Origin of the sequence: Planococcus donghaensis MPA1U2 (assembly GCF_000189395.1) — a bacterium.
Lineage (GTDB): Bacteria > Bacillota > Bacilli > Bacillales_A > Planococcaceae > Planococcus > Planococcus donghaensis_B.
In genome coordinates this window covers 1-21,163 of the sequence record NZ_AEPB01000029.1, presented here as the reverse complement: position 1 = coordinate 21,163, position 21,163 = coordinate 1, and the positions used below count along the sequence as shown (strand labels likewise).

The window sequence follows — 21,163 nt, the reverse complement described above, 5'->3', positions numbered from 1 at the left end:
TCATCTTTTATTGGAGGAAGCTCATGAGAACAAAACTTGGTACCGCACTTGATATTTTTATACTGGTCATTGGACCATGGATCGTCTACACACGAATCAATGAAATGATGCAAAATGGAGTATCCGTTTATCCTATGGTTTCAGTAGTGATTGTAACTGTTGCAGTTATATTCTCAATTTACAATTTGTATTTACTATTTGGTCGTAAACAACAAAACAACATGAAAAAATAAGCAGAAAAGAGGCTTTTCACGTGAAATCGCTTTTGTTTTATTTTATTCCGCTCGTGCTTTTCGCAATAATCAATAATGTGTTTTCCGTTTTCTCATGGCCTCATTATTTGGTTTTATTGCTGGCTTTTCTTGTTTTTCAGTTGGCACGTACTCGCTACCCAAAAGACGCGATTCCGTTTATTGCAAAACTCACCCAAGCTGCTTTCTACATTTTGACAGTCGCAACTATTTTCCGCGACCAATATTTAAATCCGTTGATCATTAATGTGTTATTAGGCGTTACGCTCGGATTTGTCATCGTAGAAATTATGCAAACAAAAAAAAAGCCAGTTTAAATTACTGAAGACCTTAGCCACATCAAGTCGGCTAAAGTCTTCTTTTTATGTGGAAAAAATTAATAAACTAACATTTACTCGATCCAAGACCACTCTTTATTTTGTTTCCTATCAACGTCCAATTCCATTAAAATAATAAAAAGGAGGTTTTTTTCGTGAAAAAGATTTTAATGACTTCACTAACGTTACTGTTTTTAGCCGGCTGCAATAACTCAGCTGCGGACCCTGAAAAAGCAACGGCACCTTTTGAAGAAATTGCCACAGGACTAGAGACACCATGGGCAATCAACAAATTGGGGGATGAGTTTTATATTTCAGAGCGAACTGGCAACGTCGCTTATATTGATGAAGATGGTACAGTGACACATCAACCAGTTAGTTTTTCGGATAAACTTTCCGGTGCATCAGAAGCTGGTTTTTTAGGGTTTGTCTTAAAACAAGATTTTGAAACCAACCAAGAAGCATATGGTTATTATGTTTACGAACGCAACGGCAAAGATTTCAATAAAATTATCACACTTGTGTTAGAAAATGGTGAATGGCGAGAAAGCCAAGTTTTACTAGAAGGCATTCCAACAGGTAATGTTCATCACGGCGGGCGTTTAGCATTAGATGAAGACGGTACACTTTTTGCAACGGTTGGCGATGCCTCTACTCCAGAGCTTGCTCAAGACTTAGGCTCCGTGAATGGCAAAATTTTAAAGCTCAATTCTTCCGATGAATTTGAAATTTACTCATCAGGTCACCGAAACCCTCAAGGTATTACTTGGGACGAAGACACCATGTACGCTTCTGAACACGGACAATCGGCTAACGATGAACTCAATATTATTGAAGAAGGCAATAATTACGGATGGCCAACCATTGAAGGCAAGGCTAAAGAAGATGGATTAGAATCTCCATTTTTCACTACCGGCTCAGACCAAACTTGGGCTCCGAGCGGCATTGCTATGCACGATGGGCTCCTATACGTCGCTGCACTTCGGGGTACTGCCATAAAAGTAGTGGATCCTGAAAATGCTGAAGTGACAGATTCAATTGAAGGCTTTGGTCGTGTCCGAGACGTATTGTCGGGTGGAGACTCGCTTTACTTTATAACCAACAATACCGACGGCCGCGGTACACCAGCGGACGACGTTGATAAGCTGTATAAATTGAACGAATAAGAAAAGGTGTATTGGAGTGGTCCAATACACCTTTTTTAAATTGCTATAAGAACTTCACCATCAGGTTTTCATCAATGTATTTTTCAGGTGTTTTCATTGCCTTTGGGTCTGTGCCGTATTTTTCAAAACCAAGTTTTTCATATAAGGCAATAGCTGCCTTGTTTTCACTTGCGACCGCCAAATCTAAACGTTCTAGACCTTGCAAATTTTTGGCGAACTCTAGAAGTTGGTGCATTAAATGATCGGCTAACCCTTTGCCTCTTTCACTTGGTGTTACATATACTGCAAGAACCGCACCACGATGGTGTAACATCGGAGCTAAATTGCGCATTAAAGTAACATTACCCAGTAACTTTCCATCCGCAAACGCGCCAAATGTAAAAGCGTTTTTCATAGCCAAATTTTGTGCCGTTTTTTCAAATGGTCTTTTTAGCGCATCTTCTAGTCTTGTTGCAAACGCATCTGGATTGTTTGTTAGAGCTTCAATCCGTAGATTGTAATACGCTTGCGTATCTTTAATGGTGAGTTGGCGAAATTCCATAAACAACATCCTTTTTATATAAATTGCTGTGTGACGGTTCCTTTTCCATTCGCCACTCGAACTTCTGCATAAGCGCCGTTAATAAAGGTAATTTGTGGCGGTACATGCCCTAAATCAATATCGTAGGCAATCGGTATATCGAGTTCTTCTGCTAAATCTTCGTACATTTTCTCCACTGTATATTCTTGAGCTGGCTCATTTGCAGGACTACGACCAAAAATGATGCCGGTGCAATGGTCAAACCAACCTGCATATTTCATTTGGGTTAGTGACCTTTTTAAATCTGCTACAGGCAACTCACAATTTTCCAAATACCAAACAACGGGTTCTCCTGGAATATGTTCTTTCTTAAAACTTTGAACATCACCAAAAGAAGTTCCGATCAAATGACGAATTACATCAATGCAGCCGCCTAACAATCGGCCTGAGAAGTTTTCTTCCCCTCCAGAAACGGTTTTCCATACAGTCGGTTCACTCAAATGAAACACGACAGGAGATGGAACCGAATGATTCCACTCTTTTTGATACAACGTAGATGAACTTTGGGCAACAGAGCCCTTTGCCCCGGTTTGTAAAATCGATAACCAGCGACCTGTAGTTTCGTCACTTTGTTCACCACGCAAGTCGATCAAGTTAGTACCGTGTGCTGTGGCGATTCCTGTTTTTAATGTAAAAGCTAGTAATAGGACACTAAGATCTGAATACCCTAGAATCCATTTCGGCTGCATTTTCGAAAAATCCAGGTATTCCAATATTTCAATCAGCAATTCCCCACCCCATGGCGGCAGAATCAAATCAATAGTCGGATCCGTCATCATTTCCATCAACTCATCGGCACGCTTTTTAGCAGGTGCAGATTTAGCCAAGTTTTGAGTCCAAGTAGTATCACCCGTCACAAATGTAAAGCCGTTTTGTTCTTGTCTGGCAATGGCTTGTTTTAAAAGATTATGCTGTTCACTGCCAACTCCTGATGAAGGTGCGGTAACTCCAATTTTTTTAATTGTAGTTGCAGGATACCGAATCATTCAATAGTCCCCCTTTTGTTTTAAACAAAATAAAATAACGAAAAAATCATCGCTAGTAAAATGCCTGCTCCTGCACAGAACCATAAAGCATGTTTAACCATTTCAAGAAACTGGCTTGGTTCTTTATCAAGCCTTTCCCCTTTAAACTGGGAAAAATCTGGCGGGGTCTCTCTTCTGTGCGTTGTTTTTTTCATGTATGTTGTTTTTGTTTCGGACATCGGGTTCATCGTGTTCCTCCTTGAATCATCAGCAATAGAATTATTAATATATTTACCATTATACTAAAGTTAACTTGAGAATATAGTCCCCTTTTTGACTAAATGTCATTTTTCAGAACAAACAAACAGAAGCTCTACTTGAAATAGTCTTTGGAGTGTATATGATGGAGATAAAGCGAAAATAACAAGGGGGTTTTGTAGATGAAAGTTTTAGTTGTTGGTGCCAACGGACAAATCGGAAGACATTTCGTGAAGATGCTTGCAAGCAGTGACAAACACACACCAAAAGCAATGATCTGCAAAGAAGAGCAAGTGAGTTTCTTTAATAGTTTAGGTGTGGAAACGGTTTTAACTAGCTTAGAAGGTAGCGTTGAAGAAATCACAGAAGCAATGACAGGTTGCGATGCGGTAGTGTTTGCAGCCGGCAGTGGCGGCAACACTGGTGCAGACAAAACATTGTTAATTGATTTGGATGGGGCTGCCAAAACTATTGAAGCTGCTGAACGCACAGGAACCGAACGCTTCCTTATGATTAGCGCGATAAATGCTGACAAGCGGGCAATGTGGAAAGAAGATATGGCCCATTACTATGTGGCTAAGCATCATGCTGATAATATTTTACGAGCGAGCGGTTTGGTTTATACCATTATCCGCCCGGGTATCTTAACGAACGAACCTGCTACCGATAAAGTTTTGGCAGTAGAGGATTTAGATTCTGGTGAGATTTCACGAGAAGATGTAGCACACGTTTTGTTCCATTCGTTAGACAATGAACATGTTTATAATAAAACTTTTGCAGTTGTTTCAGGTGATCGCGAAATCGAGACGGCACTTAACCAACTTTAGTTCTCCTTATACAAAAAAGGCTTCTGATCAGCGATCAAAAGCCTTTTCTTAATTACTGCGTTACTGTTTTTAAGTTTTTGAAGCCCATAACCAATTGGAATACAAACGCTATTGAACAAATAACGATTGCGGTGTAACCAAGTGTACTAATTGGTGTCATCATAAATGTTTGAATAACAAGTAATGCCATCATGACAGCGATACCAAAATTCACAATATACGGTTTGTTGTAAAACTTTTTTGACGCAATGCCGACAAAAATTGCTACAGCAATGATTAATACCAATAAAAGACTCCCCATTTTTCTCCCTCACCCTTTTGCTTTGTCTACTGTAAGTCTAGCATTTATCTTAACTATTCGATAGAGTGCCCGGGAGTTTTTTATAGGTCATCTTTTTAATGATTTCTTCGTGTTTAGGAAAACGTTCTAATAATTCTGATTGCACCATCAACTCAAAATCAGCAAAATCAAAGCCTGGTGATACCATACAGCCGACTAATGAAAATGTCGCTTCTGCATCTACTGTCGAACCAAATATACTGCCCTTTTCTACTAAAACTTGCGGTCGTTCACCAGCTGCGATATCTAAACCAAGCTTTTCTGCGCGGTAACTTCCATTTTCGTCGAGTATGTGTACCGTCACAGCTTCGCCCGCATGAAAATACCAAAGTTCATCTGATTTTAAACGATGAAAATGCGAAATGTCATGTGACTGAAGTAAAAAATAAATACTCGTGTATAAGTTGCGTTCTTGCGGATGACTTGCTGTTGTAACTTTTTCTGGTGATACAAATGATTGTTTGTAATACCCACCTTCGGGATGTGCCGTCATATCAAGACGCGTAATCCGTTCTTGTGCATTCATCTATCCCATCTCCTATCCGTTTTTTCCTACACAATATTTTGAAACTTTCTATCGCTCAAGACGTATTTATTATATAACAGAAATTCTATGAGAAAAAAAGGAGGAGTCCAAATGAACAATCATGAAATAGACTACAAGCTGCACGGGGACGATATGCAATTTGTCGAAGTGGAACTAGATCCTGCAGAAACAGTCATTGCAGAGGCCGGCGCATTAATGATGATGGAAGATGGCATTGTAATGGAGACCATATTTGGAGACGGTTCTCAAAGTTCGGGCGGTAGTGGTTTGATGGGCAAACTAATGGGCGCAGGTAAGCGAATTATTACCGGTGAGAGTTTGTTTATGACGACTTTCACAAACAACGGAACAGGCAAACGTCATGTTTCTTTTGCTGCTCCTTATCCAGGAAAAATTATTCCTATGGATTTAAGCACATTAAACGGCAAAATCATTTGCCAAAAAGACGCTTTTTTAGCAGCTGCTAAAGGGGTTTCAATCGGCATCGAATTTCAACGTAAAATCGGCGCGGGCTTTTTTGGTGGCGAAGGATTTATTATGCAAAAACTTGAAGGCGATGGCTTAGCATTTGTTCACGCCGGTGGTACGATTTACCGCAAAAATCTTCAAAAAGGTGAAGTGCTGCGCGTGGATACAGGTTGTTTAGTCGCTATGACTGGTGATGTTGACTATAATATTGAAGCAGTGCCTGGCATTAAAACCGCTTTGTTTGGTGGCGAAGGCTTGTTCTTTGCGACATTGCGCGGCCCTGGTAGCGTGTGGATTCAGTCAATGCCATTTAGTCGTTTAGCAAGTCGCGTATTTGCAGCAGCTCCTCAAAACCCCGTTGGACGTTCAAAAGGTGAAGGCAGTGCCGCAGGTGGATTGTTTGATTTACTGGGTGGAAGATAATATTTAAATGAATTAGGTAATGAAATATAGACGTCTTTTATCCCTTTTCGGATTAAAGGCGTCTTTACTAGTTCTATTTGGAAAAATAATGATTCTTTTTAGAAGATAATTGAGGTTGTTTGCTGGAAAATGGTGTTTGTTTGCGGGATAGGTTTGGTTGCTTGCAGATTAGCTCTAGTTGTTTGCGCTAAGTCGTTATTTGTTTGCGGCAAACACTAGTTTGTTTGCAAAACGACCAATTCTCAGTATTTATGCTATGTTTTTTTAAAATAGAAGTGACATTACACGATTTTTCTACGAATATTACAGAGCTCAATTGATTAGAACAGTACAATTCCAGTTTGATAAAAGAGTAGTAAACGAACTAATTTATGAATGGAAAAATATTGATCGAGTACTGGAAAAGCTATAATTTTTCACAATAAAAAACCGTTTTTCATTAGAAAGACGGTTTTAAGAGTGGTTTGAGTAAAACTGTTATGCCGTTATCATTCTATTTATCTACTTTACGTAATTCCCAATAAAGCATATCGCCTTTTTTCTCTAGTTGGTTCATTCCTACTTTTTGCAGTACCCGGATTGATCCGATATTTTCTACCTTTGTTTCTGCAATGATTCTCTCTACCACAGATAAATTAAATGCCCACGTTACAAGGCTTTCAACAGCTTCGGTCGCATACCCCATATGCCAACAAGATTCAAGAAACCCGTAACCGATTTCCACTTCCTTATTTGAATTCGGCGCGCCCTTGAATCCAGCATCTCCAACAATTAGGCCATCTGATTTCCGCATAACTAACCAACTCCCCCATCCATATAAAGTCGGGTCTTTCGATAGCTCGTTTATATGATTAAGCGATTGAGGACCATTGTCGTAACCTTGTTTTTCCATTATTTTAATTAAACCACTATCACATGGCATTAATGTTAATCGCTCAGTTTCTATTTTCATCTTCTACTTCCATCCTTTTGTTGGCATAATATTTTTTCCATGCAAATCCTATTTTATTTTAAATCATACGAGCTTTTTTCAGCTCTTGGGTTTCTTCCTCATACCATCCTGAATATTTCGGGTTCAAAACAGCAAGTGAATAAACAATTGCCGTGATCATCATAATGACAGCGAGTGATACAATCGTTAGTTTCAACGAAATAAGGTCTGCTAGAAAACCGATCGCCAAGATGAATAGAATTTGAAAAACACTTTGTATCAATTGAAATACGCTCGTTACTCTGCCCATTACCGAAACCGGAATATTGTTTTGGTAAAACGTCGCAATGCCGGCATTTAAAAACACATTAAAAAATCCAAGAATAAGAAAGCCTACAGTAACCGATACGAACGACCAAGAAAATGCATAAATAACGTATCCTCCCGACATCATTAGCATACCAATGACAATCATCGAGCGGATCGAGATTTTATTTGAAAGCAACGTTAGCAGTAACGCACCACTCACCGAACCAATTCCCGTAATACTTATAAGTAAGCTGTAGTCTATTTCACTCAAGCCAATTACTTGTTGAGTAAAAACCACTTCCTGAACATCCATCGCAAATGAGAACAGCATGACGCCCAAAAAGCCGAAGTAAATAGCGGACACATATTTTTTATCTGTCATAAAGTCAAGAACAACTTGGAAATCTTTACCCACTTGTGAAAAAGTCAGTGCCGGTATTTCTTCCTGTGCGATTTTTTCAGTTTCTGGCAATAAAGACAACAAGAATGCAGCGATTAAGAAAAACGCCGCATTGGACCATAAAGTGACGGTTATGTTTGTTAGAAATATAAGTGTGCCACCAATTGCAGGTCCGATAATAAATGCACCGGAAGAAGTAAACGACCTTAGCGAATTAAATCGCTTCCGCTTTTCCGGTGGGACTAGCATCGTGATATAAGTCATTGAGGCTGGACCAAAAAACGCCTTAGCAATACTAAGCAAAACGAGGATTGCATAAACCACAAATAGACTTGAAGCAAAAGGAATTAATGCAATTAAAACTGCTCGTAACATATACGTCACCATTACGATTTTCTTTTTACTCCGGTAATCGATAAAACTTCCCGTCCAAAACTTTGTGACTATATTCGTTAATGGGCTAATCACCCATAGTCCAGCAACCGCGGCGGCAGATCCTGTCATTTGATAAACAATGATGTTGATGGCTACGAGATAGATAAAGTCTCCAATACTAGCGATTCCTAGAGATCCTAACAAAATCGCTGGTACTTTCCACTCTTTTGATGTTAGTTTCAAGCAAGATCCCCCCTCAGGTTCCAAACTTTCGTGTGTTTAGTGGTTGCAACTAAAAGAAAGTTGAGTTTGTTTGCGGGAATTCATGGTTTGTTTGCGCAATAGACTTGGTTATTTGCGGCATTCACCCCATTGTTTGCGCTAAGTCGTTATTTGTTTGCGGCAAACACTAGTTTGTTTGCAAAACAGAAATGTGCCCTTATTTTCTCACCCGTTTGTTCTCGGGTTGCTTTAACCAATGAAGCAATCCTTTCCCCGCTAAAGGTTCATCTTGATAACGCGGAATGACATGAAGGTGGCTATGCCGAATCGACTGGTTCGAAGCTTCGCCCACATTCCACCCAAGTGTATAGCCATCTGGGGCATAGATTCGATCTAAGTATTCTTTCGCTTTTTGCAATAACTCATATGTATCATTCCACTCGTCTTTTGTTAAATCGAACGTTGTTGCACGATGCTGCTTCGGCACAATCACTCCACTGCCTTCTAGGACATCTTGTTGCTTGTCATGTTGGAGAAAATAACAGCTTTTATTTTCAACTATAATTTTTTGATTGTGGTCTTTTGTTGGATTACAAAAAGGACAATTGGTTTCATAAGACATGCTTGTTCCCCTCTTCTATATAATTTGGTGCAGTGACGAATGACAAAAGCAATTCAAAGTCTTCGGGATAATCATGTTCAATTGATAAGAGATCGTCGTAGTTTTGCCAAGCGATTTCTTCAATTTCGTCATCTGGGTCTGTATACATGATTTCTCCAGTACTAATTGTGCAATAAAAATAATAAGTTGGTACATTGAAATTTCCGATAACCATATTTTTGGTATGAATGGCTTTTCCACTGATACACTAAACCCTGTCTCTTCTTGTATTTCTCTTACACACGCTTGTTCCACAGTTTCTCCGTTTTCAATTTCGCCTGACGGCACACTCCATCTTTTTGTCGCTTTTTCTTTAACCATCAAGATTTTGTTGTCCAACACGACAACACCGGCCGCTCCAATCCAAGATTTTCTAGCTTTAGTCATTTGAACACTCCTTTGGAAATGCTAGTTGCTGCAGTTTTTTGCGGGATGCGAGGCGTTGTTTGCGCATTAATCTATTTTGTTTGCAGGAACACTCTATTTGTTTGCGCAAAACACCACTTTGTTTGCAAAAACTACTAGTTTATTTGCAAAACCAGTAATCCCTCCACCCCACAACTCTACAACCTCGCCCTTTTCTTCAAACTCCATCCCGCTCCTGCGATAAAACAAATTCCAACTACTCCAAAGAACGTCAATGGATTGAAGAATAAATGATTTGAAAATACGTTTAGCAATGCAAATTCTGTTGGATCGCTATAGGCATCTTTCGTCTCCACGATATAAGTACGAAAGCGATCAGCTGCATGAATGGTCCGTAAAGTTACGACTATTACGTAAATCAAACTCAACGAAATCATAATAATGATCTTTTTTCGACTAAGCCATCTTTCTGCCAATCGCATCGACAACTCTACAGTTCCATAAAGAAAATAAAATAGAAAGGGCATAAGAACTACAGGGAAAAACAAAGCGGGGTTGCCATTTCCACCCCGGTAATCATTGTTAAGAACCGGAGCAGTCAAATAATTCATCCAGTAAAAAACAGCGAATGTTAAAATGACGGATACCCCGTATAATGCCATCAATATTTTATTCACAGTGAATCGCTCCCGTCGAGTAAACTGATAAGCTATATGGTACTATTCACCATTTCCTAAATAAATCCTTTAAAATTTACCCAACAAGTAAAATGCATAAAAAAAGAAGCTGCAAATACAGCTTCTACTCTAATCACAATTTCACTTCAGCCAGCTATTCAAAAACTTACTTTGGTCGCCTTCAAAATACTCTTCAAAAAAAGTCTTAAACTCTTGCGTATTTACTTGCTTGAATTGAAATTCCTTGTAATAAGCGGACAAGAACAAAAGTGCTCCATCTCTGCCACCGTGCTCATCAAAATATTCTTTTAACACCATCGGAACTTTGCCGTAAATCGTAGAATAATACGATTCGTCCGTAAACTTGGATAGCGGCAAATTCACATATTTTTCTGGACGGGAATATTGTTCCGCTGTAGAAGCACCCCAAAATCCATACTTATCATCGTCATAGTAATCGCTTATAAACAGCGAACTACTAAATTCGGTTAAACCCTCATCTAACCAAGATTCATAATATGGATCGTTTGTCACTAAATAATAAAACCATTGATGAGCAATTTCATGAACGAGAACCATTTCTTGAGATTCTCCATCTGAAGCTACTTCAATAATATTCGGATATTCCATATAGCCATCGTTTGCAATAATATCAAGCTCTGTAAATGGATTATCACCAATTTCCACTTCAAAATAGAGATACGCGTCAACTGCGAGTGAAGAAGTTTCTTCTAATATATTTTGTGTAGCGCGGGTAAACACATTCAGCTTAGTGTCATTAGCTTGAATAGTTTCATATTCCCATTCATCAGGATCCATAATGGCCATGTAAAAATCTTTAATGTTTTCTCCTTTTACAGTGCCGTTCGATGCTGCTTTAATAGGGCCATCATCTCCAGAACTCGCAACTAAATAATCTTTAGGCAACTCATAACTTACGGTAAAGTCCCCATAATCTGTATTATAAGACTCTCCTTTTGCATCATAATCATTAATATCCCAGCCGTTTTGATATAGCGCGAGCATAGGGTACCAATGAGCCAAGTAATAGTTATCATCTACTTGAGACAAGCGCATACCGTTTTGTGGCAAGGTCATTGAATAATCGATCACTACATTTGCTAAAGAGCCAGATTCTAATGGTGTTTCCAGTTCGACTAGCAATTTATTGTTCTCCAAAGTATAAGATACTTCTTTTCCATCAACTGTTATGGAAGTAACCTCAATTTGTGCTCTATCATCTTCATAAGACTTTGTCTCTTCAGCATTCATCGCATTGGGAACCAAATAAAATCCGATATCTGCCCAAGCATCTGTTGAATCGTTTGTCACATCAATCGCTGTGTGCACTTGAAAGTCGTTTTCCTTATCCATATTAATCGAAATGTCGTAAACTGCATTGGTTGTTTCCACATACTTTTCCAACACAACGGTTTCGTCTTTGCCAAGAAATACTAACGCTGCTACAACGCCAACGATCAATACGCTTATGACTACAATCGTTACTACTACTTTTTGTTTCATAGCCCATCTCCTATAATTTAATTTACTAAATGAGTTTAATAGTTATTAAACTTTACCATTTATTCTTTTACTTGGTATATACAATTTATTGACTTTTCCCATAGATATTTTATAAGCACTATTACATCAAATAAAAAAGCACTGATTTCAAAAAGAAATCAGTGCTTTAGTCGTTCATTATTCGCCACGTGGCGGTTTTGGTGGTTGGCATACGTCACATTTACGTTGGTTTTTTGTGTTGAATTTTGTGAACGTTTTTTCGAAGTTATTCCCACATGCGCATTTAAAGAGCAATTTTTGAGAAAACCCGTGATATTCAGTCGACAATAGTTTGCTTTCTGAATTTTTTTCAACAAATGCTTTAATTTCTTTAATTGTCCATCGTTTGTTCATTTTGTTACACCTCCATATACTAACGGTAAGCGGAGGCTTTTTGGCATCCGTTCACTAAAGAGCAAACTTATATCTGCCCTAAGTTCTTTAGTATAACACGCGCAGTGATATAAATTGAAGAATTCGTGATGTTTTGATTTTTTATCTGGATAAAAATCTAAAATCAGCTTGTTAATTTTATCGGAAAATTATAAAAATATGATATAATGAATAAAGAATAGATTAGCTACTTAATCGGAATAAATGGTCGGTCCAACTGAATTTTCCATTCTTTTTGCACTTAAAATATGAATAAGGAGGGACCAAAAATGAGTGAACAACATCAAACAGCTCTGGAGCGGTTTAATGCCATAGATCAAATGATTAATGAAGGACTTGGAAGCGGCTCGATTAATCCGAGTTATACAGAAGCTCATTTGAGATTAAAAGAAAAACAAGAAGCTCAATTGCTTGCAGCTTTAATGGCGGAGGTTTCTGAAAAAGAGGAAAAAAGCTAACCCTTTAATAAATTAGCTTTTTAACACCTAACATATTTTCGCTTAAACCCCAATCTGCCTTTTTCCATAGCCGTTTGAATGCTTTCATAGGCATTTAAACGGCTATTTTTTTTATTAGCCCGTTCAATTTCTACAATCCCGACTCTTTTTGAAACTTCGATTGCTTTATCATTTAATGGTTGAAAAGAAATTCCAACCGTGTATAAAAAATTATTCATCGACGATTTCGTGCGTGACGGTGAACCGTGTATGTTCTTTTCCACAGCATCAAGCATGGCTGAAATTTTACTTCTGGAAAATTCTTCGTCTGAACGATTTCCCAGCAGCCAACAATAACAGCTCCATCCCGCCGACATTTTCAATTCTTCTCCGCTCGCAATCCATTGATCGGCTACTTCTTGTGCAATATCAGACTCTGACAAAGTTACCGCAACGACAAAATCAGCGATCATATAAAAATACGCGTCCTCGATCCAGCGATTAAAGTCCTCAGCGGTCATAGCTTTTGGATCTGCGATAATCCCTGCAAAATACATCGCATCGTAGTTGCCTGTTGCATACAATTGTTCTGCCAGCTCTTGATCTATTTTTATTTTCTTCGCGATTGGCTTCATACTGCCTGTCGTTACACCAAATAAAGGTTCCCAAGCACCGTTTGATAAATAATTTTTTTTCGTTCGCTCTTTTCCTAATGCCTCAAGTTCTTGCATTACGGTTTCGCTATTCATCGATTCCCCTTCTTTCTAGTAGAGCTTTGGATTCTATTCCACTCTTTTATAATTCCCTTATTAGCAACAAACTCCTCTAAACAAAATATATTTCTTCTCGTTCCCCTAGTAAAAGCAATAAAGGAAGAGACCATAAAATAGCCTCTCCCTCTATTATTCCCGTTCACCTTATAAAATTGGCGACACTAACTTCGCCACATCTTGTTTAACTTTTTCGATCCACGATTGATTCTTGAATGTTTCTTCCGTTAATTCAACGGAAAGCTCCTTATCTCGGAAGAATAAATTCTCCATTTCTTGCGCTGACTGTTCATCGTATACAAATGCATTCACTTCAAAATTTAATGTAAAACTGCGAATGTCCATATTTGCCGATCCTACTGAGTAAGATTCTCCATCAACGATTAATGTCTTGGCATGCAAAAAGCCATTTTTATAGCTGTATACTTTGACGCCCTCCCGAAGCAATTCACGCACAAACGATAGTGTAGCTGAATGAACAAATACATGGTCTGCTTGATGCGGAATCATAATTTGAACATCAACACCACCTAGTGCCGCTGTTTTTAAGGCATCCATAATCGACTTGTCTGGTATAAAATAAGGTGTTTGTAAATAAATACTTTTTCGAGCATGATAAATCAATTTCAAATAGCCATTTTTAATGTCTTCATGTGTTTCTAAAGGACCGCTAGCAACCACTTGCATTGCCGTGCCTGTTTCTTCATCCTTAATAGGAAAAAAACTTTCAGCAAACTTCAACGGAAATTTCTTAGTTGCTTGATTCCAGTCGATGAAAAATCGATTTTGAAGCGAATGAATAATACTACCTTCAAGACGGAGGTGAGTATCTCGCCAATAGCCAAATTCCTTCTTACCCAAATATTCATCACCAACGTTAAATCCACCGATATAACCAATCGAACCATCCACCACTACTAATTTACGGTGATTTCGGTGATTCAGCCTCGGATTAATGCTTGACATCAGTGCTGGTAAAAATGGAACTGCTATTCCTCCATTACTCTGAAACTCATCAAAAAAATCGTTAGGCAAATTTTTGGAACCTAGATCATCGTATAAAAATCGTACATTTACGCCTTGTTTGGCTTTTTCAGTTAACAAACCAACTAGCCGACGACCTAAATCGTCGTTATTTAAGATAAAATACTGCAGGTGAATGTGTTCTTTTGCCATACGAACATCTTCAAACAACGCATCAAATTTTTTAGTGCCATCGTTAAAAATTTGAATGTCTGTAGCTGTTGACAGTGGGGCATCTGTTCTAGACAAATTCATTTGGATAAGATCCAACCACTTGTCTACATTCTTTGAAGAAGGATGAAAATCACCTTCTTTTATTTCGTTTAATTGACGTGTTTGATTTTCTTTAAATTTTTTATTGTCATAGGCAGCTGCACTATTTAACCTTTTTGGTCGTAACGATTTACCGAATAGCAAATATAAAACGAAACCAACGATTGGTAGAAAAAATAATATTAAAATCCACGCCCATGCGGACGATGCTGCTTTTCGTTCAAAAAATAAAATAAAAACAGCCAACATTACGTTGATCACAACAAAAATGTTGCTTACTGTGCTAAACCATTCGAATGAAATCGGGATCCCTCCTCGAACTCTGACTTGTATACTTTCTTTATAAATAGTGAAAAAATAGTAGAACAAACCATTGTTGGTTCGTACTACTATTTTCACCCAAGTAAATAAAGGAAATTACTTTTTCAACTTAGAACATCTATTCTTCCAGATGCAAGCGTAGCATCACATCTTACTCTTTATCTACTTGAACGTCTTCATCTTCTACTGCATCTTCCACGCCTTGATTTTCTATTTCTTCTTCTAATTCACCAACAGGTTCTATCATATCTTCTTCAATCGCATCTTCTAGCTCTTCTCCTCCATTACAAGCAGCCAGAAAACCAAGAGACAATGTAAAAGTAAATCCTTATTTTACTAAGACCTGTGATGTCCTCATTCAAATCTCTCCAGTTCGTCTGGATTTTTATGAGCCTTGTTATTCACTTACCCGCTTGGACTCATAAAAAACGTATCTGTTCCAACTCTTGCTACTTTATTGTTCACATGACTATTTTTGGGTTTGTCATTAAATATATCCATTTCCACTTAAAAGCATAATTTTTTCAAATTCGGGAAACACCATTAATAATCGAAAAAAGAAAGGATGAGAAACGAATGATCAGAAAAAATGCAATTGCAACAGGCCTTCTTTTCTCCGCTGTATTTTCTTTAGGGGCTTGTGGCAATGATGACCAAGTAACAGATACCGTTACAGAAGATGCTGTGGATTACGAAGGGGTTGAAGATGCTAATCCTGGTGGAGGGCTTGAAGATGAAAATATTGGCGGTGAAGTTTATGGCTTTACCGAGTTTGAGTTAGAAGTTGAATACACGGATCCAGAAGAGAAATTAGAAATTTCTTATGAAGAAGACCGTGATCTAGTAGAGGCTGAATATGAAGATTCCTCTACTGAAGAAATGCTGTCAGGTAATAATGCATTTGATAAAATCGAACCTTTTTTAGCTCATCTCGAGTTGACCCCGGATATGTCTGATGAAGATGTTATTAGTAAAGTTACGGAAGTATTCGATATTGCACCGGATTATGAATCCTTAAAGATTGATGTAACTTATGCTGACGGAACCGATAAAGAATATGAAGCTTCAGGAAACTAGCTTGCTACAAAGTATATTAGGTTGATTAGGTATTTACTATATAAAAAAAGCCGGTTTTAAACCGGCTTTTTTGTTTATAAATTTATATTTTAACTTTATTCTTTACTCCGTCAACCCTTTGTAAATCGTATCAATATTCCATTCCATCATTTTGATATACGTATCGCCATCTTCGCCCGGTTTCCCAATTGAATCAGTAAAGACTTTCCCTTTAATGTCTATTCCCGTTTCTCTTGCCACCATTTCCATGCTGCGTGGGTCAACACTTGTTTCTAAAAACAAGCCTTGAATTTGCTTTTCATCGATCAAATAAAGTACTTGCGTAATTTGTGACGGTGTACCTTGATTTTCTTGATTGATTTCCCAAATATACTCAGCTTGAAAATCATAAGCTTTACTAAAGTATTTAAATGCCCCTTCACTCGTTACAAAAATCCGTTTTTCTTTTGGAATTTTGCTATATTGATCGATGGCCTTTTGATGAAGTGCTTCTAACTCACTAATATAAGCTTGTGCATTTTTTTCGTATTCACCTTTATGGTCTGGGTCAACTTCTATAAAGGCATCTCGTGCATTTTCTGCATATTTAATACCATTTTGAACATCTAACCAAGCATGCGGATCTTCTTCGCCTTCTTTTCCTTCAGTGGTTAAATACATCGGCTCTACGCCTTCGCTCATCTTATAGACAGGTGCTGAATCTCCTGATTTCCCAGCAGTATTCATTAACTTCTCAAACCACGAATTACCTGCTTCTAAATTTAAACCGTTATAAAAAACGATATCCGCATCTGTAGCTTTTTGAACATCTAATGGCAATGTTTCATATTCATGAGGATTAGAGCCAATTGGCGCTAAACTATGAAGTTCAATTTGATCTCCACCAACATTTTTTACAATGTCGTATAGAATCGAATACGTTGTTACTACTTGTAATTTCCCATCGCTTGCATCGCTATTGTCACTTTCGGTGCTTGAACATCCTGCCAGTAAAAACAGAAGGACGATACTAATGATGAAAAATTTGTTCTTTTTTAACATAAGTACTCTCCCTTTTGAAAAAATTAATTAGTTGCTGCTCTTTTTTTTCTAGCATTTAATTTCCGCCATAACATGCCTTGCTTTGGTGAGAAAACAAATGCTAAAAAGAACAGCGTTGTCGCAGCCAAGACAATCGTAGCCCCTGACGCTAAATTGTATGAGAAACTAAAGTACAAGCCGATTATAGCTGCACTCACCCCAATAGTTGCCGATATGAAAATCATTGTTGATAGGCGATCCGTCAGTAAATATGCTGTTGCAGCAGGTGTTATTAGCATCGCCACTACTAATATAATTCCGACTGTTTGAAGCGAAGCTACTGTCACCATCGTCAGAAGTGTCATTAAAAAGTAATGAATCAATCTCACTGGAAGGCCATAAACTTCTGCCATCGTCTCATCAAACGACGTTACAAGAAGTTCTTTGTAAAAAACAAAAACAGAAACTAAAACAGTTAGCCCTATGCCGAGCGTAATCCACATATCTGATGGTCTTACTGCCAATACATTACCAAACAAAATATGATACAAATCGGTACTGCTTTCAAGAACCGTAATAAGGATTACCCCTAACGCAAATGCTGCAGAAAACATAATACCAATTGCCGTATCTTGTTTGATCCGACTGTTTTGACTAACAAAGCCGATCCCAATTGCGGTTAATACGCCTGTAAATACTGCACCAAAAAAGAAATTGATGCCAATTGCATAAGAAATTGCCACTCCTGGTAAAACCGCATGGGAAATCGCGTCACCCATTAAAGCCATGCCTCTTAAAATGATAAAACAACCGATGACTCCACAAATGATTCCTACCATAATCGAGGTAAGTAAAGCTTTTTGCAAAAAGTCGTATTCAATAAGCCCTTCGATAAAAGCCATAATTAGTTCACCCCAACTTCATACAAAAAAGATAATTCACTTTCATATGCTTTTCGCATAACTTCAGGTCGTAAAACTTGTTTAGGATTCCCAAATTGTATTACCTGTTTATTCAATAGAAGCAATTCATCAAAATACTCATTTGCTTTACTTAAATCGTGATGAACCACAACTACTGTTTTTCCTTGATCTCGTAAATCTTTTAATAATTTAACGATCATTTCTTCACTCGATACATCAATCCCAACAAATGGTTCATCCAAAAAGAAAAGATCTGCTTTTTGAGCAAGTGCTCGAGCAAGAAAGACGCGTTGCTGCTGACCTCCGGATAATTCGCCAATTTGACGATGAGCAAATTCTTCCATGCCTACTTTTTTCAAACATTCATAAGCCCACTCTTTTTCTTTTTTCTTCGGCCGCTTGAAAATGCCCAAATTCGGATAAGTACCGATTAATACAGCGTCAAGAACATGAATTGGAAAATCCCAATCATACTCATTACGTTGTGGCACATAAGCTATTTTCTTTCGGTTTTCTTTTAAGGTTTCCCCCAATATTTCAATATTGCCTTTATCGATTGAAACAAGGTTTAACATTGCTTTTAGTAGAGTAGATTTCCCAGCACCGTTAGGACCAATAATACCAAGAACTTTACCTTGTTCGAGTGTTAAGTCTATTCCCTCAATTGCGGTTCTACCGTAATAGGAGACGTGAACATTTTGTAATTTAATTGCAGAAATCATGTTACTTCCCCTCCGCCATTTATTTTCTATTTTAAAATGTCTTTCCTTAAGGAAACTTTTCTTTAGTTTATACTGTTACTGAAGGATTGTAAATAGAAAAGATTTTGCACACTTCTGTATATTTGCATATAAAAAAAGACAAAGCGTTTTAAATAGCGCTTTGTCTTTTTTAACTATTTATGAATCTAACTTTTTAGCGTAATGCCTTTTCGCTTTTTCACGATTTCCGCAAACTTCCATTGAGCACCATTTGCGTTTACCACTCGTATTTATAAAAAATGCATAGCAAACGGAACTATCACATTTTTTTAGTTTTTCAAAAATACCACTTTGAAAAGCTTGAAGCATTTCAAACGAAAGGATGGCAAGTAGCCCTTCTGTGCCGCCTTTACTTGGAATCGGTTTAAGTGAAGAATCGAAAGACAAAGGCGTATGTTTTGTATACATTGCTAATGAGTCAAATGCATATTGTGATTCTTCTGATCTCTCAAAGTAATTTCTCCACTCCTCACGAAACGCTTTCATCTTCTTCGCATCAATCGGAGACATTTCAAGTTGCTCTACTTGTTGTGAATTCAAGATGCCTTGTTTCGCCATATACGATAGCCAATCTTCTAATCCATTTTCTTCTTCCAGGAAATCTGTTACCGCTATCTTTTTGATATTAATCGTATTTAAAAAATTTATAAATAAATAGTCACTTACATATGAATAATAATTTTCATTGGTTATTGTCATGATCATTTCTCCTTAAGACTGAATGATTGACTTCCATCATAACATATCGTAAAGTTTGTTTCTAACCACTTGATTTATTCAAACGGTTAGAAACCAATTAAAAGGAGAGATACTATGTCTATTAAAGACGTTACAGATTCAACATTTGTCGATGAAACGAAAGAAGGTTTTGTAATTGCAGAACTTGGTGCAGCATGGTGTGCTCCCTGCAAAATGATTGCTCCTGCGTTACAAGAAATAAATGAAGATCAGCACAACAACATAAGCGTGATCCAAGTAGATATCGATGACAACCAAGAAACTGCACAAAAATTTGGTGTTATGAGCATTCCAACACTTCTTTTCTTTAAAGATGGCGAATTGATGGAGCAAACTGTAGGCTTCCAACCAAAAGAAGAAATTCTTGCGACTGCTCAAAAACATATTTAAATTAAAAATGCACTCATAAATTAATATGAAACTAAAGTAAACTATTTTATTTTGAAAAGGAGTTTTTATTAATGACTACAAACATGAGAGAAGAAATTCAGGAATATATCGAAAACTTTAAGAAAAACAAGCCTGTTGAAGCGCAAGAAAAGATGCAAAATGCAATTGACGAATTAGAATCCTCTGACCAAGGCAAGGGATTAAAAACAGGCGAGAAAGCGCCAAACTTTAACTTACCCAATGCTACAGGCGAAACCGTTGAATTATACGAACAGTTAAAACAAGGACCTGTCGTACTAACGTTTTATCGTGGGAACTGGTGCCCTTACTGCAATATGGAACTACGTGCTTACCAACAAGTTATTGGGGAAATTCACGGACAAAATGCTGAATTGATTGCCATTAGCCCACAAACACCGGATCAATCAATGTCAATTCAAGAAAAGCATGAATTAGAATACATCGTTTTAAGTGATGAAAACAATGAAGTAGCGAACCAATTTAACTTGGTTTACCAATTACCTGAATACTTGGTAGAAATTTATAAAAGTAGCGGTTTAAATGTTGATCAATATAATGGCGAAGATTCATGGAAACTTCCTGTATCTGCAACATATATTATTGATACAAATGGAACAATAGCATATGGCTACACGAAATCAGATTATAGAGACCGTGTAGAACCTTCTACAGTTGTAGATGAACTAAAAAAAATGAAATAAGTTAGCCAAAAGCGCCATTCTAAACGTCGTTAATACGTTTAGAATGGCGCTTTTTTATTCGAAATAATAATCTATATTTACACATAAAAAGGGTGTTGGAATAAAATCATTCCAACACCCTTTTCTCTATACTCTAAAGATAGTAGCTATTATTGTTTACGTGTACGAACCGCTACTACGGTTGTCAATGCAGCTAACATCAAGCCTACAAGAACCCATAAGATTGGGAATGAGTTTTGGTCAGCCATGCCGCCCATGCCTGTTTTCGGCATTTCAGATGGCATTTCCGTTGCGCTAAATTGATCTGGGAATTGATCCACGATTGCTGCAGACAAGCCTGCTGCTGGCATTTGCATATGTGCATACGCTTCGCGAATTGAGCTGTACGCTGCGTCAAAGTCGCCGGCTACGTATGAATCAAATGCGCCTAGTAATTGTCCAACGTGGGCTGTTAAGCCTTCTTCAAGTGCATCGGCTGGTACGCGTCCTTCAGTTGCTGCGTCTAAGAATGCCGCTTGGTCTAAGATATACTGATCCAACTCAGCACGGGCTTGTTCTTGCCCTTCTTTGTTGCCTTCACCTGTTGCTGTTACGTAATCCACAAAGTAGCCAATGTGTGACTTCCATGTTTCTTCAAATTGTGCACCGGCTTCTTCACCGTATACGGAT

The 21,163-nt window shown here is 37.8% G+C and carries 29 protein-coding genes; 9 read left to right on the top strand and 20 right to left on the bottom strand.

What is annotated here, in order from left to right:
* The first annotated feature begins 23 nt into the window (after nucleotides 1–23).
* From GPDM_RS08120 to GPDM_RS08110, 3 genes are all read left to right on the top strand, one after another.
* A complete protein-coding gene (locus GPDM_RS08120) occupies nucleotides 24–233 on the top strand; it encodes a hypothetical protein (protein WP_008430532.1) in 210 nt (69 codons plus the stop codon).
* Between the two features lie 20 nt (nucleotides 234–253).
* Nucleotides 254–568 (top strand): hypothetical protein, encoded by a 315-nt coding sequence (locus GPDM_RS08115; RefSeq protein WP_008430530.1) that lies wholly within the window; start codon nucleotides 254–256, stop codon nucleotides 566–568.
* A 155-nt stretch (nucleotides 569–723) separates the two neighbouring features.
* Complete coding sequence (locus tag GPDM_RS08110) at nucleotides 724–1,734, top strand: PQQ-dependent sugar dehydrogenase (RefSeq protein WP_008430528.1); 1,011 nt, start codon at nucleotides 724–726, stop codon at nucleotides 1,732–1,734.
* A gap of 43 nt (nucleotides 1,735–1,777) precedes the next feature.
* Here the strand turns inward: GPDM_RS08110 and GPDM_RS08105 are convergent, their stop codons facing one another.
* The 3 genes from GPDM_RS08105 to GPDM_RS08095 are packed head-to-tail and all read right to left on the bottom strand — an operon-like array spanning nucleotide 1,778 to nucleotide 3,527.
* A complete protein-coding gene (locus GPDM_RS08105; RefSeq protein WP_008430526.1) occupies nucleotides 1,778–2,275 on the bottom strand; it encodes a GNAT family N-acetyltransferase in 498 nt (165 codons plus the stop codon).
* A gap of 14 nt (nucleotides 2,276–2,289) precedes the next feature.
* Nucleotides 2,290–3,300: a S66 family peptidase gene (locus tag GPDM_RS08100; RefSeq protein ID WP_008430525.1), complete on the bottom strand. Its 1,011-nt coding sequence runs from the start codon at nucleotides 3,298–3,300 to the stop codon at nucleotides 2,290–2,292.
* A 20-nt stretch (nucleotides 3,301–3,320) separates the two neighbouring features.
* A complete protein-coding gene (locus tag GPDM_RS08095; protein ID WP_008430523.1) occupies nucleotides 3,321–3,527 on the bottom strand; it encodes a hypothetical protein in 207 nt (68 codons plus the stop codon).
* A 192-nt stretch (nucleotides 3,528–3,719) separates the two neighbouring features.
* On the opposite strand from GPDM_RS08095, the gene GPDM_RS08090 reads away from it, so the two are divergent.
* Nucleotides 3,720–4,364, top strand: a complete 645-nt coding sequence (locus GPDM_RS08090) for an SDR family oxidoreductase (protein ID WP_008430521.1) — start codon at nucleotides 3,720–3,722, stop codon at nucleotides 4,362–4,364.
* 52 nt (nucleotides 4,365–4,416) lie between these two features.
* Here the strand turns inward: GPDM_RS08090 and GPDM_RS08085 are convergent, their stop codons facing one another.
* Together GPDM_RS08085 and GPDM_RS08080 are read right to left on the bottom strand one after the other, a co-directional pair.
* Nucleotides 4,417–4,665 (bottom strand): hypothetical protein, encoded by a 249-nt coding sequence (locus tag GPDM_RS08085; RefSeq protein ID WP_008430520.1) that lies wholly within the window; start codon nucleotides 4,663–4,665, stop codon nucleotides 4,417–4,419.
* Between the two features lie 49 nt (nucleotides 4,666–4,714).
* Nucleotides 4,715–5,230 (bottom strand): cupin domain-containing protein, encoded by a 516-nt coding sequence (locus tag GPDM_RS08080; RefSeq protein ID WP_008430518.1) that lies wholly within the window; start codon nucleotides 5,228–5,230, stop codon nucleotides 4,715–4,717.
* 111 nt (nucleotides 5,231–5,341) lie between these two features.
* Here GPDM_RS08080 and GPDM_RS08075 point away from each other — a divergent pair, with 111 nt between their 5' ends.
* The gene (locus GPDM_RS08075; protein WP_008430517.1) at nucleotides 5,342–6,142 is read left to right on the top strand and encodes a TIGR00266 family protein; all 801 of its coding nucleotides are present in this window, start codon (nucleotides 5,342–5,344) and stop codon (nucleotides 6,140–6,142) included.
* Nucleotides 6,143–6,635: 493 nt separating this feature from the next.
* Here GPDM_RS08075 and GPDM_RS08070 read toward each other — a convergent pair whose 3' ends face one another.
* From GPDM_RS08070 to GPDM_RS08040, 7 genes are all read right to left on the bottom strand, one after another.
* On the bottom strand, nucleotides 6,636–7,094 hold the full coding sequence (locus tag GPDM_RS08070; protein WP_008430515.1) for a GNAT family N-acetyltransferase: 459 nt from the start codon (nucleotides 7,092–7,094) through the stop codon (nucleotides 6,636–6,638).
* A 58-nt stretch (nucleotides 7,095–7,152) separates the two neighbouring features.
* Nucleotides 7,153–8,400: an MFS transporter gene (locus tag GPDM_RS08065; RefSeq protein ID WP_008430514.1), complete on the bottom strand. Its 1,248-nt coding sequence runs from the start codon at nucleotides 8,398–8,400 to the stop codon at nucleotides 7,153–7,155.
* A 196-nt stretch (nucleotides 8,401–8,596) separates the two neighbouring features.
* Entirely contained in the window at nucleotides 8,597–9,001 is a 405-nt protein-coding gene (locus GPDM_RS08060) for an HIT family protein (RefSeq protein WP_008430512.1), read from the bottom strand.
* A gap of 15 nt (nucleotides 9,002–9,016) precedes the next feature.
* Nucleotides 9,017–9,427 (bottom strand): NUDIX hydrolase, encoded by a 411-nt coding sequence (locus GPDM_RS08055; RefSeq protein ID WP_008430511.1) that lies wholly within the window; start codon nucleotides 9,425–9,427, stop codon nucleotides 9,017–9,019.
* Nucleotides 9,428–9,603: 176 nt separating this feature from the next.
* Nucleotides 9,604–10,083: a hypothetical protein gene (locus GPDM_RS08050; RefSeq protein ID WP_008430510.1), complete on the bottom strand. Its 480-nt coding sequence runs from the start codon at nucleotides 10,081–10,083 to the stop codon at nucleotides 9,604–9,606.
* 141 nt (nucleotides 10,084–10,224) lie between these two features.
* Entirely contained in the window at nucleotides 10,225–11,607 is a 1,383-nt protein-coding gene (locus GPDM_RS08045) for a M1 family metallopeptidase (protein ID WP_008430509.1), read from the bottom strand.
* Nucleotides 11,608–11,784: 177 nt separating this feature from the next.
* Entirely contained in the window at nucleotides 11,785–12,000 is a 216-nt protein-coding gene (locus GPDM_RS08040; protein ID WP_008430508.1) for a hypothetical protein, read from the bottom strand.
* Nucleotides 12,001–12,308: 308 nt separating this feature from the next.
* Between GPDM_RS08040 and GPDM_RS08035 the strand changes: the two genes are divergently transcribed.
* Entirely contained in the window at nucleotides 12,309–12,497 is a 189-nt protein-coding gene (locus GPDM_RS08035; RefSeq protein WP_008430507.1) for a hypothetical protein, read from the top strand.
* A 20-nt stretch (nucleotides 12,498–12,517) separates the two neighbouring features.
* On the opposite strand, the gene GPDM_RS08030 is transcribed toward GPDM_RS08035, so the two are convergent.
* The 3 genes from GPDM_RS08030 to GPDM_RS16635 all read right to left on the bottom strand — a co-directional run bounded on the left by GPDM_RS08030 (nucleotide 12,518) and on the right by GPDM_RS16635 (nucleotide 15,176).
* Nucleotides 12,518–13,225 (bottom strand): DNA alkylation repair protein, encoded by a 708-nt coding sequence (locus GPDM_RS08030; protein ID WP_008430506.1) that lies wholly within the window; start codon nucleotides 13,223–13,225, stop codon nucleotides 12,518–12,520.
* A 168-nt stretch (nucleotides 13,226–13,393) separates the two neighbouring features.
* The gene (gene cls / locus GPDM_RS08025; RefSeq protein ID WP_407918605.1) at nucleotides 13,394–14,911 is read right to left on the bottom strand and encodes a cardiolipin synthase; all 1,518 of its coding nucleotides are present in this window, start codon (nucleotides 14,909–14,911) and stop codon (nucleotides 13,394–13,396) included.
* Nucleotides 14,912–15,014: 103 nt separating this feature from the next.
* Complete coding sequence (locus GPDM_RS16635) at nucleotides 15,015–15,176, bottom strand: hypothetical protein (RefSeq protein WP_008430502.1); 162 nt, start codon at nucleotides 15,174–15,176, stop codon at nucleotides 15,015–15,017.
* Between the two features lie 263 nt (nucleotides 15,177–15,439).
* Here GPDM_RS16635 and GPDM_RS08020 point away from each other — a divergent pair, with 263 nt between their 5' ends.
* A complete protein-coding gene (locus GPDM_RS08020; protein ID WP_008430500.1) occupies nucleotides 15,440–15,940 on the top strand; it encodes a YusW family protein in 501 nt (166 codons plus the stop codon).
* A 102-nt stretch (nucleotides 15,941–16,042) separates the two neighbouring features.
* Here GPDM_RS08020 and GPDM_RS08015 read toward each other — a convergent pair whose 3' ends face one another.
* From GPDM_RS08015 to GPDM_RS08000, 4 genes are all read right to left on the bottom strand, one after another.
* The gene (locus GPDM_RS08015) at nucleotides 16,043–16,981 is read right to left on the bottom strand and encodes a metal ABC transporter substrate-binding protein (protein ID WP_008430498.1); all 939 of its coding nucleotides are present in this window, start codon (nucleotides 16,979–16,981) and stop codon (nucleotides 16,043–16,045) included.
* A gap of 23 nt (nucleotides 16,982–17,004) precedes the next feature.
* Nucleotides 17,005–17,862: a metal ABC transporter permease gene (locus tag GPDM_RS08010; RefSeq protein ID WP_008430497.1), complete on the bottom strand. Its 858-nt coding sequence runs from the start codon at nucleotides 17,860–17,862 to the stop codon at nucleotides 17,005–17,007.
* Nucleotides 17,863–17,864: 2 nt separating this feature from the next.
* Entirely contained in the window at nucleotides 17,865–18,605 is a 741-nt protein-coding gene (locus tag GPDM_RS08005) for a metal ABC transporter ATP-binding protein (protein ID WP_008430496.1), read from the bottom strand.
* Between the two features lie 177 nt (nucleotides 18,606–18,782).
* A complete protein-coding gene (locus GPDM_RS08000) occupies nucleotides 18,783–19,343 on the bottom strand; it encodes a CGNR zinc finger domain-containing protein (RefSeq protein ID WP_008430495.1) in 561 nt (186 codons plus the stop codon).
* Between the two features lie 114 nt (nucleotides 19,344–19,457).
* Here GPDM_RS08000 and trxA point away from each other — a divergent pair, with 114 nt between their 5' ends.
* Together trxA and GPDM_RS07990 are read left to right on the top strand one after the other, a co-directional pair.
* A complete protein-coding gene (trxA, locus tag GPDM_RS07995) occupies nucleotides 19,458–19,772 on the top strand; it encodes a thioredoxin (protein ID WP_008430493.1) in 315 nt (104 codons plus the stop codon).
* A 71-nt stretch (nucleotides 19,773–19,843) separates the two neighbouring features.
* A complete protein-coding gene (locus GPDM_RS07990; protein ID WP_008430492.1) occupies nucleotides 19,844–20,494 on the top strand; it encodes a peroxiredoxin-like family protein in 651 nt (216 codons plus the stop codon).
* 149 nt (nucleotides 20,495–20,643) lie between these two features.
* Here the strand turns inward: GPDM_RS07990 and GPDM_RS07985 are convergent.
* On the bottom strand, nucleotides 20,644–21,163 hold a 520-nt coding region (locus GPDM_RS07985), incomplete at its 5' end, for a hypothetical protein (protein ID WP_008430490.1).